This window comes from Cellulomonas chitinilytica, assembly GCF_016862675.1.
Lineage (GTDB): Bacteria > Actinomycetota > Actinomycetes > Actinomycetales > Cellulomonadaceae > Cellulomonas > Cellulomonas chitinilytica.
In genome coordinates this window covers 15,672-30,070 of record NZ_BONK01000015.1, presented here as the reverse complement: position 1 = coordinate 30,070, position 14,399 = coordinate 15,672, and the positions used below count along the sequence as shown (strand labels likewise).

At 74.1% G+C, this 14,399-nt stretch carries 9 protein-coding genes; 1 reads left to right on the top strand and 8 read right to left on the bottom strand.

The features are described 5' to 3' along the window. The first annotated feature begins 46 nt into the window (after window positions 1-46). The gene (locus Cch01nite_RS18755) at window positions 47-2,116 is read left to right on the top strand and encodes a beta-galactosidase (protein ID WP_203758020.1); all 2,070 of its coding nucleotides are present in this window, start codon (window positions 47-49) and stop codon (window positions 2,114-2,116) included. A 160-nt stretch (window positions 2,117-2,276) separates the two neighbouring features. Here Cch01nite_RS18755 and Cch01nite_RS18750 read toward each other — a convergent pair whose 3' ends face one another. The 8 genes from Cch01nite_RS18750 to Cch01nite_RS18715 all read right to left on the bottom strand — a co-directional run bounded on the left by Cch01nite_RS18750 (window position 2,277) and on the right by Cch01nite_RS18715 (window position 14,322). Then, window positions 2,277-3,770: a hypothetical protein gene (locus tag Cch01nite_RS18750; RefSeq protein WP_203758019.1), complete on the bottom strand. Its 1,494-nt coding sequence runs from the start codon at window positions 3,768-3,770 to the stop codon at window positions 2,277-2,279. Between the two features lie 179 nt (window positions 3,771-3,949). After that, window positions 3,950-4,615, bottom strand: a complete 666-nt coding sequence (locus Cch01nite_RS18745; protein ID WP_239071036.1) for an RNA polymerase sigma factor — start codon at window positions 4,613-4,615, stop codon at window positions 3,950-3,952. 96 nt (window positions 4,616-4,711) lie between these two features. Next, the gene (locus Cch01nite_RS18740; RefSeq protein WP_203758093.1) at window positions 4,712-6,196 is read right to left on the bottom strand and encodes a MinD/ParA family ATP-binding protein; all 1,485 of its coding nucleotides are present in this window, start codon (window positions 6,194-6,196) and stop codon (window positions 4,712-4,714) included. A 93-nt stretch (window positions 6,197-6,289) separates the two neighbouring features. Continuing rightward, entirely contained in the window at window positions 6,290-6,733 is a 444-nt protein-coding gene (locus Cch01nite_RS18735) for an ATP-binding protein (protein WP_239071034.1), read from the bottom strand. 167 nt (window positions 6,734-6,900) lie between these two features. Further along, window positions 6,901-7,317 carry an SRPBCC family protein gene (locus Cch01nite_RS18730; protein WP_203758018.1) on the bottom strand — a complete coding sequence of 139 codons (417 nt, stop codon included), beginning with the start codon at window positions 7,315-7,317 and terminating at the stop codon, window positions 6,901-6,903. A gap of 49 nt (window positions 7,318-7,366) precedes the next feature. Then, window positions 7,367-8,035, bottom strand: coding sequence for a pyridoxamine 5'-phosphate oxidase (pdxH, locus tag Cch01nite_RS18725; RefSeq protein ID WP_239071033.1), 669 nt, complete (start codon window positions 8,033-8,035; stop codon window positions 7,367-7,369). A gap of 147 nt (window positions 8,036-8,182) precedes the next feature. After that, window positions 8,183-8,512 (bottom strand): hypothetical protein, encoded by a 330-nt coding sequence (locus Cch01nite_RS18720; RefSeq protein WP_203758017.1) that lies wholly within the window; start codon window positions 8,510-8,512, stop codon window positions 8,183-8,185. Further along, on the bottom strand, window positions 8,509-14,322 hold the full coding sequence (locus tag Cch01nite_RS18715; protein ID WP_203758016.1) for a beta-1,3-glucanase family protein: 5,814 nt from the start codon (window positions 14,320-14,322) through the stop codon (window positions 8,509-8,511). Before Cch01nite_RS18715 ends, Cch01nite_RS18720 begins: the two co-directional genes overlap by 4 nt. Window positions 14,323-14,399 lie beyond the last annotated feature (77 nt).

Sequence of the window (14,399 nt, the reverse complement as noted above, 5' to 3'; positions counted from 1 at the left end):
GGACCGTTCACACATTCTCGCCCGCCCGACCCGAAACTGGGGTGTCATGTCCGACTTGCACGCATCGGGCACCGCGTCCGACCAGCACCACGCACCGGCGCCCTCGTGGCCGCTCGGGCTCGACGGCATCGCCTACGGCGGCGACTACAACCCCGAGCAGTGGCCCGAGGAGGTCTGGCTCGAGGACGTCACCCTCATGCGCGAGGCCGGCGTCACCATGGTCAGCGTCGGGATCTTCTCCTGGGGGCTGCTCGAACCGCGGGAGGGCGAGTACGAGTTCGGCTGGCTCGACCGGCTGTTCGACCTGATGCACGCGAACGGCATCCGGGTCGACCTGGGGACCCCCACCGCGTCGCCGCCCGCCTGGTTCTTCGCCACCTACCCGCACGCCCGGGTCGTGACCCGCGACGGCACCGTCCTCGGCTTCGGCTCGCGCGGCATGGCCTGCCCCAGCTCGCCCGAGTACCGCCGTGCGGCCGTCGGCATCACCACCGAGCTCGCCCGCCGCTACGGCACGCACCCCGCCGTCGCCCTCTGGCACGTGCACAACGAGTACGGCGCCCCCGTCTCCGACGACTACTCGCCCGCGTCCGCCGCCGCGTTCCGCACCTGGCTGCAGGACCGGTACGGCACGCTCGACGCCCTCAACGACGCCTGGGGCACCACGTTCTGGGGCCAGTGGTACGGCGACTGGGAGCACGTCGGCGTCCCCGCCGTCGCCGCGAGCGTCGTCAACCCCGCCCAGCGGCTCGACTTCGCCCGGTTCACCGACCACGCCCTGCGCGAGTGCTACGTCGCCGAGCGGGACGCCATCCGCGCCCACTCGTCCGTGCCGGTCACGACGAACTTCATGGCGGGTGCCTGCCCGTCGACCGACCTGTGGGCGTGGGGCCGCGAGGTCGACGTCGTCTCGAACGACCACTACCTCACCGCCGCCGACCGCCGCGGCCACGTCGGCCTCGCGCTCGCCGCCGACCTCACCCGCTCCGTCGCCGGCGGCAAGCCGTGGATGCTCATGGAGCACTCCACGTCCGCCGTGAACTGGCAGCCCCGCAACGTCGCGAAGCGGCCCGGCGAGATGGCGCGCAACGCGTACGCCCACCTGGGCCGAGGCGCCGACGCGATCCTGTTCTTCCAGTGGCGGGCCTCCCGGTCCGGCGCCGAGAAGTTCCACTCCGCGATGCTGCCGCACGCCGGCACGTCCTCCCGGGTGTGGCGCGAGGTCACCGCGCTCGGCGCCGAGCTCGGCCGGCTCGCCGAGCTCCAGGGGTCCCGCGTGCAGGCCGACGTCGCGATCCTGTGGGACTGGGAGTCGTTCTGGGCCCAGGACCTCGAGTGGCGGCCCAGCGTCGACCTCGACCACCGCGAGCGCATCAACGCGTTCTACGAGCGGCTGTGGCAGGACGGCGTGACCGTCGACTTCGCCCACCCGTCGTCCGACCTCTCGGCGTACCGGATGGTCCTGGCACCCGCGTCGTACCTGCTCACCGAGGCCGCCGGGGAGAACCTCGCCGCGTACGTCGAGGGCGGAGGGACGCTCGTCGCGTCCTACTTCTCGGGCATCGTCGACGAGCGCGACGCCGTGCACCCCGGCGGGTACGGCGCTCCCCTGCGCACGGCCCTCGGGCTCACCGTCGAGGAGTTCCTGCCGCTGCGCGCGGGCGACGCCGTGCACCTGGACTGGCGCGCCGGCAGCGACCGGCACACCGAGCTCGTCGGAGACGTGTGGACCGACGACATCGTGCTCCACGGGGCCGACGTCGTCGCCACCTACGTCGACGGCCCCGCCGCCGGGCGGCCCGCGGTCACCCGGAACGCGCACGGCGCCGGCGCCGGCTGGTACGTGTCCACACGGCTCGACGTCGAGCGCCTCGGCGTCGTCCTCGCCGACGCGTACGCGGACGCGGGCATCACCCCGAGCCCGCTGCCCGGCGAGGTCGAGGTCGTCCGGCGGCGCGGCGCGGACGCCGACTACCTCGTCGTCCTCAACCACGGCGACCAGCCCGTCGACGTGCCCGCCCGGGGCACCTCGCTGCTCACCGGAGACGTCGTCGACCGGTCCGTCAAGGTGCCGGGCGGCGGGTACGCCCTCGTCCGCGAGGCCCGGACCGACTGAGCGTCGACTCGCGGCCGGGCCGGTCACGCGGCCCGCACCGCGACCCCACCGCTCCCCCTGGCGGTGGACGTGCCCGGCACCACCCCCGGGCACGGGAAAGGCCGGTCGGCGCTCCCTCCAGCGCCGGCCGGCCTCGTCCGTCCTCCCCTCGGGTGGCCCCTCAGCCCACCGGGGAGAAGTCGAGCTGGTCGTCGACCACCGCGATGACCGTCCACGTCGACCCGTCCGCGTCGGACAGCTCGTACGTCGGCACCAGCACGGACGCACCGTCGGGCAGCGTCGTCAGCGCCACCCCGAGGCGCGCCTTCGTGATGACGACCTCCTGCACCGGCCAGCCGAGCTTCGCGCCCGCCGTCGGCGTGGCCGGGACCGTCGGCGTCGCCTCGGGTGCCGGCATCATCTCCGTCGTCGCACCGTCCACCGCCCGGGCGTCCGCCGCCAGCGGCATCATCCCGCCCGACGCACCGCCGAACCGCGGGTCACCGAGCCGCTCGACCGCCTCGACGGGGCTCACCACGTCGTACGTCCCGAGCTCGACGAGCGGCGCGAGCGACCCCCACGCCGCCTGCACGCCGTCGCCCAGCACCGTGAAGCTCCACGTCACACCCGTCCGGGCACCGTCGAGCACCTGGTAGGCCGACACGCTCGCCGCCTGCGGCGTGCCCGAGTCGACGACCTCCAGCTCGTACCCCGCCGGGTCGACGCCCAGCGCGCTCATCAGGTCGCGCGCCTGGGCCTTCGCCGCGTCCGCGTCCGGCGCCGGTGCGCCGCTCGGCGTGCACCCCGACGGCCCGGTCGGCTCTCCGGGCGCGATCGCCGCACCGGTCGAGCTGCCGGCGCCGCCGCCGGCGCTCGCACCCTCGTCCGTCGTCGTCCCCTGGACCTTGTCCGGCGCCGACCGCACGCATGCCCACGGGTCCCGCGTCGGGTCGTAGTACGACACGCTCGCCGTGCCGTCCGGCGACAGCGTCACCGACGCCCCCGCCCCGTCCTGCGGTCCGACCGTCCACGACCCGTACTGCAGCACCGGCTCCCCGGTCACGTGCAGGACCTCCGCCAGGTGCGCCGCGGTCGCCGCCGAGAACACGCCCGCCGCGTCCAGCGCCCACGCGTCACCCGAACCACCCTCGTCGGACAGCCCGCGCGACGAGAACACCGTCCGCCCACCGAACCAGGCCGACGCCTTGTCGGTGGACATCGACGTGGCCGTCCCCGCCGAGTCGCGCGCCGCCTCCGGGGCGACCGCCGGGTTCTGCAGCGCGATCGCTGGCTCCGCCGTCCCGGTCGCGCCGCCGCCGCGAGCCGCGTCGCCCGCGACGTACCCCGCACCACCGATGACGACGACACCCGCGACGGCCGCGGCGACCTGCAGCCACCGCGCCGGGCGCTTGCGGGCGCGGGCCGCACCGAGCTCGTCGACCGTGATCTCCTCGACGACGACGCGCTCGTCGCCGGCCGGGCTGGTCCCGCCGGCCGCGCCCGATGCGCCCGGTGCGGCCGTCGCGCCCGCTGCGACGTCTGCCGTCACACCGGTCAGCGCCGCGCGCACCCGGGCGAGGTCCGGCTCCACGCCGGCCGCCGGGTCCGCCGCGCGGAGCCGCGCGAAGGCCGGGTCGTCGGCGTCGGACGGTGCAGGGGTCTGGTCGTCGTTCATGGTGTCCCTCCGGGACGTCGCTGAGGCGTCGTGCTCTCCTGCCCCCTCTATGTCCCGACCCGCCCACCTCTTGCACCCGACCCACGACCTGGCCGGCGTGCTGCGACCGGCCCGGGCAGGGGCCGACGCGGTGCCGGGCGGCGGGAGGGGGTTCGGGTCGTCGGCGGGGCGGGGCGTCGTCAGGCGTCCTGGGCGGCCCACGCGTCGCGGAGCCGGGCGCGGGCGCGGCTCAGGGCGGCGTCCGCTCCGCCGCGCCCGATGCCCAGGACCTGCGCGAGCGCCTCGCCCGTGAGGCCCTCCCACGCGTTGAGCAGCAGGATCTGCCGGTCCCGGGGGCCGAGCGCGGCGAGCACCTCCCGGACCCGCTCGTCACGGACCGCCCGCAGCGCGGGGTCGTCGTCGTCCGGCGCGTCGGGGACCACCGCGAGCGGCACGGCCCGGTGCTTGCGCCGGTGGTTCGCGACCACGAACCCCGCCGTCCGGTACAGCCACGGGAGCTCGCCGCCGTCGGGCACGTCGTCGCGGCGCCGCCACGCGACCGTCAGGACGTCGGCCGTGAGGTCCTCCGCGTCGTCGCGGGCGCAGCGCCGGGCGACGAAGCGGAACACGGCCCGGGAGTGCGCGGTGACGAGGCGGTCGAACCAGGCCGCGTCGTGCGGCGGGCCCGGCCGTTCGCCCGACGGCGACGGCCGCAGCGGCAGGACCGCGGCGTCGGGCCGGTCCGGCTCGTCGCCGGGGAGCGGCGTCACGTCACCGGGCTCGTCGGGCACGGCGTCGGGGTCCGCGGCACGGTCGACGTCGTCGTGCGTCCGGCTGTCCGGCGTGCTCGGTGTCCGCGGCGGCACGGTGCTCCCAGGGTCGTCGGTCGCAGGCCGTCCACGGCCCACACCCGCACTGTGTCCCCTGACCCGGCGATCTTGCACGTACCGCCCGACGAGCTTCTACAACCCGTCCGCGACCACTGCGGTGACCTTGAGCCACGCGTCCCGCGTCCGGGGGTGCAGCGCGTCGTAGTCGATGGGGCCGCCGGACACGAGCGACTTGTCGTGCGGCACCTCGAGGACGGCGCGTGTGAGTGCCCCGAAGTGCGAGCGCAGCCGCCCGCGCAGGTCCTTGTCGACCTTCGGCTCGGGGGCGGACAGCACGGTGACGGCCTTGCGGACGACCTCTTCGCGGCCTGACGCCCGCAGGGAGTCGAGCGCCCACGCGGCGGACTGTGCGGTGTCCTCCCGGATCGTCGACACGACCACGATCTGGTCGGCGAGCCCGACGGCGGCCTGCCAGTTCGACGCCCGCATGTTGTTGCCCGTGTCGATGACGAGCACCCGGTAGAACTGCGAGAGCACCTGGTGCAACGACCGGAACGACGCCGCGTCGACGTTCGACACCGACGCCGAGGACTCGTCGGACGCGAGCACGTCGAACTGCTCCGTCGGCTGGGTCCGCACGTACTGGTCGAGGTCCCCGATGCGCACGGTCCCCCGGGCCGACAGCCGCGGCAGGGCGCTCAGCAGGTCGACGGCCGTGTTCGTGTGGTCGGTGTGCGACGAGCGCCAGCCGAGGGTGCCGCGGGTCTCGTTGTTGTCCCACGCGAGCGTGTAGCCGCCGCGCTGCAGCCCGAACGTCGCGGCGAGCAGCATCGTCGCCGTCGTCTTGTGGGCGCCGCCCTTCGGGTTGATGATCACGACCGTCTTCGGCCCGTCGAGCGTGCGGCGCACGGAGGCCGACGCGACCCGGCGGCGCTGCTCGGCACGGCCGGGGCCGGGCGCGACCGCCCCGAACGTCACGCGGCGCACGCCCGCACGCCAGCCGTGCTCGGCGGGACCGCCCGTGACGGGGTGCCGGGCGGCGAGCAGGTCGTCGAGCGTGGGGAGCTGACCTGCGTCACGGGACTGGCCGCTGCCACGGGTGCGGGTCTGCGGTGCCGTGGTGGACGCAGCGGACGACGCGGTGGTCGACGCAGTGGACGCCGCGGTGGTCGACGCGGCCGTCGCTGCGGTCGCCGTCGCTGGTGCGGCGGGTGCCGGCGGCGTCGGGAGCGAGGTCGTCGGCGGGGTGACGGCAGCGGTCGGCGCGGAGTCCGCGGTGAGCGCGGTGACGGCAGGCACCGGCCCGCTGGTCGTGGTGACGATCTCGGCGGGGTCGTCCTCCGGGGCCTCGTCGACGACGCCGTCCGGGTGGATCAGCAGCGACCAGACCCCGTCGGGGTCCCGCACCTTCACCGGCAGCGGTCGCCCCGACTCACCGGCCAGCTCGGCCACCCGGGCCGTGATCGCGGCACCGGCCTCCGCCAGCGTCGCCAGCTGCACCCGCTCGACGACCCCGTCGACCGAGATCTCGCCCGTCCCGTCGTCGCGCACCTCGGCGGTGATCTCCGGCACCCGCTCGGGGGTGGCGGTTCCGCGGTCGTCGGTGCCCTCGGTCATCGTCACGTCGCTCCTCGGTCGCACGACCAGAAACTACGCTGCCCAGCGTAGGCGCGCATGGCGGAACCGCAGGCCAGACGTTCGGGGCAACGGTCAGTCAGCCTCACCGTGCACCTCGAACCACACCGTCTTGCCCCCCGGGACCGCCCGGGTGCCCCAGTCCGACGACAGCGCCTCGACGAGCGCGAGCCCCCGGCCGCTGGGCGCGGTCGGCTCCGGGTGGCCGGCCTTCGGGGCACCTCCGCCCTCGTCGGTGACCTCGACCCGGACGTCGGCCCGGTCGATCCGGACCCGCACGTGGATCGACCCGCCGTCCGGCCCGTGCACCACCGCGTTCGAGACGAGCTCGCCGGTCAGCAGCTCGACGACCTGGTTGGACACCCCACCGACGCCGGCCTCCGCGACGGCGCGCATCACCCAGTGCCGCACCGTGCGCGGCGCCGACCGTTCGGCGACGAGCACCAGCTCGTCGTCGACGACGTGCGCGTCGCGTTGCCGTGCGCTCGCCGCGCTCCTGAGGTCCCGGACATCACCCACCCGTCCAGGGTGCCCGAGTCCGGCCGTGCCCGCCGGGCGGGACCACCGGCACGTGCGGGTGAACGGCCACCCCGATCGAGGGACGGGCTCCGGACGCGCCGTCGACCGCGGCCGACGTCGTCACCGCGTGACGGCCGGGCGCTCCGCTCGTGCAGGTCCGGCCGGTGTCAGGCCGGGGCGGGCCCGGCCTCGAGGACGTCCTTGAGCACGGCCAGGTCGGTGCTCACCAGACCCGCGTCACGTTCGAGCTCCTGGTCGGACATCCCGGGTGCGCGTCGCAGCGTGAAGACGATCTCGCACCGGTCCGCACCGTCGGCGATGACCCGCAGCGGCACGTAGACGGTCGTGCCGTCCGGCAGGGAGATCACGTGGTCGAGGACGCCGAGCTCGTTGGGCGCCACGAAGGTGAACCCGACCCGGCCCTCCGCCGTCGCGACGAACCAGCGGCCGTCCTCCTCCTGCACCACCGAGCTCCCGAGGCCGAGCGCCCACGTCGGCAGGTTGGCGGGGTCCGAGACGTACGCGTACACGTCGGACGCCGCGCGGTCGATGAACACGCTCAGGTGCCACGACTCGGAGTCCATGGCGCGATCCTGCCACCGCTGGACCGCCGTCCGACAGACCTCGTCGCGGTCACGGCTGACGCCGGTGCACCGTCCAGGCCGTCGGCGTGCCGAGGTCGCCGTCGGTGACTCGTGCGTACACGAGGCGGTCGTGCAGCCGGTCGCGTCGACCCGCCCACAGCTCGACCTCGTCGCAGTCGATCCGCCAGCCGCCCCACGTGTCCGGGACCGGCACGTCGTCCGGCGAACCGGTGTCCGGGTACAGCGCGGCGTACCGCTCGTAGGCCGCCACGAGCGCCCCCCGGTCCGCGACCGGCCGCGACTGGTCCGACGCCCACGCGCTGATCCGCGACCCCCACGGCCTCGCCCGGAAGTACGCGTCGATGTCGTCGCGCCCCACGAGGACCGCCCGGCCCCGGAACCGGACCGCCCGGTGCATCGCCGCCCAGGTCAGCGACGCGGCGACCGCGCCGTTCGCGGTGAGCTCGCGACTCTTCGCCGAGCCGAGGTCCGTGACGAACCCGGGCCCCCGTGCGTCGAGGAACCGCATGAGAACCGTGCGGACGTTCGGCCGCCCGTCGGCGTCGACGGTCGCGACCGACAGGGCGGTGGGCTCGGCGACGTCGCCGAGGTCCGCCTGCCGGGCGGTCGCCTCGGCCACCCACCGACGGACCTGCTGCAGCGGCGTCGGTGCGAGCTCGCTCTCGTCCAGCCCGTCGCTCGTGTACTCGCTTCGCACGTCACCCCTTCGACGTCCATCCAGGCTCGCGCAGCGCTTCGGCTGCCCGTCTCCGGAGAACCTCGTCCGCCGTCCGAACGTCCGACCACGCCGCGCACGTGTCGACGGTCCTCCGCGACGACGTCCGTCACGGACTCCACCGGTCGGTCAGCCGGAGCCTCCGCCGTCCGCCAACCATCCGTTGCTCGGCAGTCCGGGCGCCCATGCGACCGGTCCCAGGCCCCAGATGACGTTGTCACGCAGGAAGAGGGCGATCCGTCCGTCACCTCCGCACGCGTCGCACTCGACCATCCAGCCGTCCACGACGACGCGGGGCAGCCCGGGGTCGCCGACGGCAGCCGGCCCCCAGATGATGGTCGATCCCAGGACGTACTCGTGCTGCCACACGTGCCCGTACCGGAACTGGACCTCGCGCTCTGCGACATCCTGACAATGAGGGCAGGTGATCGTTGCGCGGAACGAGTTGTAGAGGCTCATCCGAATTTCTCCGCATCGATTCCGAGGGCAGTCATCGTCTTGAAGAACCGCGAGTCCTGCGTGAGCACAGGGATCCCGAGCTGACACGCCTCCGCCGCCACGCAGAGGTCCCCAGGCCCGAGCACGCGTTGCTGACCGGCGAGCAAGCCATTGTTGTGCGTCGCGAGTCGATCGAGAAGCTCCTGCCTCGCGGCGTCGGAAGCGGCTGGACCGTAGCCGCCCCCTCGCGCCGACAGGAACGCATCGACGTCTGCCTGAGCCCCGCCTCCCGCGAGGAACTCGTCGAGAGCGGTCGATGTCACGACCGGCTGTCGGCCGCCGAGCGCAGCGTCCACCGCAGCAGCCTTCCCGTACTGCGTGGCCGACACGATCACGTTCGTGTCGAGCGACACGCCGTTCGAGACGAAGGACGCCGGCGAGCCTGGGATTCGGGCGAACGCTGCCTGCACTCCCAGGGCGCCCCCCGCGAGGGCGGCGCCGGTCAGGGCGCCGAACGCGATCTCCCCGGCGGACGCCTGCCGGTTCTGGAGCACCGCAGGCATGGCGTTGGCCGCGATCGCACCCGAGTAGGCGCCCGCCACCAGGGCGGTCCCGGTGCCCGCGGTGAAGTAGGTGACCACGAGCGTGCCTGTCACGGCGCCGGCGATCATGCCGCCCTTGTAGGCGCCGCTGGTGTAGTCGACGTGGTCGGTCAGCCAGCCCCACTCGTGCTGCCGGGCGTACCTCGTCCCGCCGAGCGTCAACGCGTCAGCGAATCCCCAGGCCGCGTCGCCGACCGAGCTCAGGCCCAGCGGGTCGATCAGGTCGAGGGGGTCGTTGTTGACGTACGGGTACGGCGTGCTGGTCGCCGCGAGGCCGGGGACGGGCGGCAGCGGGTCGGTCGCGGTGAACCGGCCGGTGCTCGGGTCGTAGGCGCGGGCGCCCATGAGCGGGATCCCGGCCACGGTGAGCTGTCCGCGGTAGCCGAGCCCGACGACGGGGGCGCCGGCGGGGTCGGAGGGGGCGCCGAACTCGTCGTACCCGCCGTCGAGCAGCCCGAGCACGTCGTTGCCGAGCACGGACCCGAGGACGTCCCGCGAGACGTCGGCCACGACCGTGTCGGTCGACGTCTGCAGCAGCGCGCCGCCGACGCCGCGGTACAGGTCGGTCGTGGCGGTCCCGTCGTCGAGGGACGCCACGGTCGGCAGCCCGTCGGGGCTCGTGAGCCAGCCGAGGTCGACGGACCCGGTGGCCGGGTCGTCCCCGCCGGTCGACCAGTCGACGGTCACCGGCCGCCCGTCGCCGTCCCGCGTGAGCGTGGCGACCGTCCCGTCGACCGCGAGACGCGTCGGGGCACCGGACCCGTCGTAGTCGACCTTCCACGACGACCCGTCGGCGACCGACCGCTCGGTGAGGCGCCCGGAGCCGTCGTAGGTGGACGTCGACCAGGTGTCGTCGCCGCGCTCCACACGGGTGAGCTCGTTCGCGTCGTCGTACGAGTACGTGTCGACCGTCCCGCCGGCGGTCGTCGTCGCCCGGTTGCCTGCCGCGTCGTACGTGTAGGTGCGGTCGTCGTCCCCCGGGCCGTCGACGGACGTCAGCTGCCCGGCCGCGTCGTACCCGAAGGAGGTGACGGCGCCGCCGGTCGACAGGCCCGTGACACGGCCGTTCGCGTCCCGCTCGACGCCCGTCGACACGGTGGGCGCCTGCGCGCCGAGCTGCTCGGTGTACCGGGAGAGCAGGCCGTCGAGGTAGGTGAACGTCCGCACGGCACCGGCCGACGAGCCTTCGCGGGTGACCCGCCCGTCCGCGTCGACGGAGTACGCGAGGTAGCTGCCGCGGTTGTCCGTGACCGCCGCCACGTTGCCGTCGGGGTCGCGGCCGACGGTGACGATCGTGCCGTCCGGGTACGTCGTGGTCGCCACGCGACCGTCGCCGTCGTAGGTGAACGTGAACGGCGGGTCGCCGTCGGGCCCCGTGATCGAGGTGAGCTGGCCGGTCGGGTCGTACGTGTAGCGGGTCGTCCCGGTCGCGTCCGTCATCGAGGTACGGCGGCCCGTGACGTCGTACGTCCACCGGGCCTTCGCCCCGCTCGGGTCCGTGCGGCCGACGAGGCGGCCGACCCGGTCGTACGCGTACGTCGTGACGTCTCCGTCGGGGCTCTCGACGCGCACGACGTTGCCACGGGTGTCGTAGCGGTACGAGGTCGTCCGGTCGAGCGGGTCGGTGGCCGTCGCGACGTGCCCGCCGTCGGTCCACGTGTACCGGGTGACGCCGCCGCGCGGGTCGGTGCGGGCGGTGAGGTGTCCGGCGTCGTCGTACGCGTAGGTCGTGCGGCCGCCGGCCGCGTCCGTCGACGACGCCATCCGGCCGGCGTCGTCCCACGTGGACGTCGCCGTGCTCCCGCCGGCGTCGGTCACCGACGTCGGGCGCCCGGCGTCGGAGAGCTCGGTGGTGACGGTCCCGGAGCCCGGGCTCGTCACGGACGTCCGTCGTCCGGCAGCGTCGTACCCGTACCGCGTGACGAGCCCGGCCGGGGTGGTCACCGACGTCGGCCTGCCCGCCGCGTCGTAGGCGTACGCGTAGACGTGGTTGCCCGGGGTGGTCGTCGTCGCGAGCCGACCGTCCTCGTCGTACGCGTACCGGGTGGTGTAGCCCATCGGGTCGGTCGACGACGTGAGGAGGCCCGCGGACGAGTACGTCGCGGTCGAGGTGCGGCCCATCGGGTCCCGGCGGGAGACCTCGTTCCCGTTGGCGTCGTACGTCGACGTCGTCGTCGTGCCGTCGGGCGCGACGGTCGTGAGCAGGCGCCCGAGCGGGTCGTACCCGAACCGGGTCATGTTCCCGTCGGCGTCCGTCGACCCGATCACCCGACCCGCGTCGTCGTACTGCAGCGAGACGCTCTGGCCGCCCGTCTCCACCGCCGTGCGCCGGCCGTCCGCGTCGTACGAGTACGTCGTCGTCACGCCGTCGCGGGTCGACGACGCGACCCGGCCGAACAGGTCGTTCGTGTACGTCGTCTCGACGCCGAGCGGGTCGACCGCGCGGGCGAGGTCCCCTCGGGCGTCGTAGGAGTACCGGGTCACGTCGCCGTCCGGTCCCTCGACCCGCGAGACCCTCCCCGCCTCGTCGTACGCGTACGTGAGACGCAGGCCGTCGGGGTCGGTGAGGGTCGCGACACGGCCGGCCGCGGTGTACGTGGTCCGGGTCACCGCGCCCGACGGGTCGGTGCGGGACACGACGCGACCCGCGGCGTCGTACTCGACCAGGGTCACGCCGCCGTCCGGCGCGGTGGTCGTCGTGACGCGACCGGCCTCGTCGCGCCCGTACGACGTCACCGACCCGCCCGGCGACGTCACCGTCGCGACGTTCCCCTGCGGGTCGTACGTGTACCGGCTCGTGCGCCCGTCGGCGTCGGTGAGGGCGGCGAGGCGCGTCCCGCTGGCCTCGAAGGCCACCGCGGACCCGTCGGGCAGGCTCGCGCCGGTCGGGAGCCGGCCCGCGCCGTCGTAGCTGTACGTCACCGTCTCGCCGGTGGGGCCGGTGACCTTCGTCGGCCGGGCGGCGTCGTCGTACTCGTACGTCGTGGTCGCGCCGTTCGACGTGACGGAGGCGACCTGCCCGGTCGTCGTCCACGTCGTCGTGGTCAGCGCACCGGCGCGGTCGGTCGACTCCGCAGGGCGTCCGCCGGCGTCGTACGTGCGGGTCGTCGTGGTGCCGTCGGCGGCCGTCATCGCCGTGAGGCGGCCGTCCTCGTCGAACGCGTACGCGACCACGAGGGCACCCTCGGGGTCGACGATCCGTGTGGTGCCGTGCTCGTCGTCGTACTCGAAGACCTCGGTGGTCTGCCCGGGCCGGGACTGCTCCAGCACCCGACCGTCGGCGTCGTACCGGTTGTCGACGACACGCGTGCCGTCGGCGTCGGTGATCGAGGCCAGGTGGCCGGCGTCGTCGTAGCCGAACGTCCGCGTCCCGCCGGCCGGGTCGGTGATGCCGACGAGCCGGTCACCGTCGTAGGTGAGGGTCGCCGTGCGCCCGTCCGACGACGTCGCGGACGTGATCCGCCCGTCCCCCGAGGAGGCGAGCGTGAGGGCGTACCCGCCCGCGCCGTTGATCGTCTGCACCTGCCCCGACCACGCGCGGGTCACGGTGACGACGCGGCCGTCGGGGTCCCGGAACGACAGGACCCGCCCCGCGTTGTCGAACGACTCGCCGGAACCGTCGGGCCGCGACGTCGTCCAGCCGGCCGACGTCCTGGTGAGCGTCGCGTCGATGCCCTGCGGGGTGACGTAGCCGTCGTCCTGCCCGACCGCGTAGTCGACGGTCGACCCGTCCGGCCAGCGCACGCTCGCCGAGCCGTCATCGTTCTCCGTCACCGACTCGGTCAGCGACGACGACCATCCGGACCCGAACGGCCCGGCTCGGGTGTCCCGGGAGTTGTACGTGAGGGCCAGGTTCGGCGACCACGGCACCGGGAAGTCGATGACCGGCTCGGCCTGCGTGAAGTTGCCCGTCGCCACGTTGACCGGGTCGTCGGAGTACCCGCCGTACGTCCAGTGGCCGAACAGCTTCTCGACCGACGCGGTCACCGGCTTGCCCGTGCCACCCGCCCCCGCGCCACCGGTGAACGGGGTCACCGTCATGTTGGCGATCTTCGGGTTCTCCGAGTTGATGCTCGGGCTGAACTCCGCGACGTCGTCGAAGGCGAACCCGTAGGCGTTGCCGTTCGCCTCGCTGCGGTGCATCGCCTTCGAGTACAGGTTCGACGCGATGCCGGGCGGGTAGAACGACGCGGCGTCGTGCGTCGCCTGCACGTCGGAGCGCTTGTGGCCGGGCGTCGAGAGGGTGCCGCGGTTGAACGCGGCGCACAGCCGCGCCCCGACGGCCAGCGCCGCGTCGTGCTGGGGCTGCCCTCCGGGCTGCGTCGCCCCCTCGCAGGCCAGCAGGTCGGTGGTCGACGGCTTGCTGAACGTCCCGACGAGCGCACCGGCGGCGTCCGTGAAGACGAACTTGCCTCCCGACACCTTCCCGGTGAACGTGCCGAGAGCCGTCGTCACCGTCAGCGGCGTGCTCGAGTAGTAGGTCCACGCGTCGTTCACGTAGGAGGAGAAGTACCCGGCCGAGATGGAGCCGTCCTCGACCCCGTGGACGGGTGCCATCGCCCGCAGCGGCAGCTGGCCGCCGTCGCGGTACTGGATCAGGTCGCCCCAGCCGTACGCCTTGAGGTCGTCGAAGATCCGGTTGCGACCGTTCGTGACGAGCCGGCCCTGCGTCTCGGGCCGGCCGTCCCCGTGCACGACCGACACCGAGATCGGCACGCTGAACATGTCGACCATGGTCGTGTTGATGAAGAAGCGGGAGCCGTCGCGGGCGAACTCGACCCAGTCGAACAGGGTGTTGTGGTTCGGGTCGGTCTCGACCCAGCCCGCCGGCTCGACGAGGCCCTCGGGCGCCAGGAAGAAGTCGAGCTTGTTCTCGAACGACATGTAGATGCGGCCCGACACCAGGCCCGCGCGCAGGTGCAGCGTCGTGGTCGTGCCGTTGGCCGGGCCGGCGATGGCCGTGTCGGGCGCCGCCGGCGGTGGTGTGCCGTCCGGGACCTCGTCGGGCAGGTCGAACGCGTGCCACGTGCCGGCGCCGTCCACCCAGCCCTGGACGCCCGACGCCTGGTCCCGGGCCATGACGTAGAGGTACGTCTTGCCGCTCAGGCCGGAGCTGTTCGTCACCGCGAACGGGAGCATCCCGGTCACGGCCTGCGCGGGGACCACCAGGCCGACGACGGCGAGCGTCGCGGCGACGAGGGTCCCCACTCCGCGTGAGAGCGCTCTCATCCGACGGGTACGGCTGACCTTGTGCATGAGACGCCCCCCTGCGCTGAAGACCGCCACCCCGGGGGCGCGGCACGGAC